The sequence below is a fragment of the Mycolicibacterium pyrenivorans genome (assembly GCF_025821625.1).
Classification (GTDB): Bacteria; Actinomycetota; Actinomycetes; order Mycobacteriales; family Mycobacteriaceae; genus Mycobacterium; species Mycobacterium pyrenivorans.
On sequence record NZ_JACKSH010000067.1, the window covers coordinates 1 to 370 of the forward strand.

Consider the following 370-nt stretch of genomic DNA (forward strand, 5'->3'; position numbering starts at 1 on the left):
CCCCGCCCACGCACGCATCCGGCTCACGGCCGCCACCGCGGCCCTGATCGCCCGCGCCGGCGATGACGAATGGCCGCGCTACACACTGCACCTCGGAGCAGACCTCGCCGCCATCATCCAGACCGGCCACGGCGTCGACGGCAGCCCCGACCACGCCGCCACCGCCGAGCTCCTCGCCTGCCTGCACCACGACAGCCCCGACCCCTTCACGCCGTAACCCCCGTACACCACACCGGCGCGGTGTGGTGTCTTCGCCGTCCGCGGTCGCCGGTGCACTAGGTGCGACCGGCGGAGGCCCGCCTGCGGCGGGCGTGGTCCGTAGCCCCTCACCTTTAACCGTTCAGCTGGGTCGCCCAGTGTGACCGACGAG

Annotated in this window: 1 protein-coding gene; it reads left to right on the plus strand. The window is 73.2% G+C overall.

The window, feature by feature from the left end; all coding sequences use genetic code 11:
* The coding region (locus H7I57_RS09675; RefSeq protein ID WP_264023233.1) for a hypothetical protein at positions 1-217 on the plus strand (217 nt) is incomplete at its 5' end.
* Positions 218-370 lie beyond the last annotated feature (153 nt).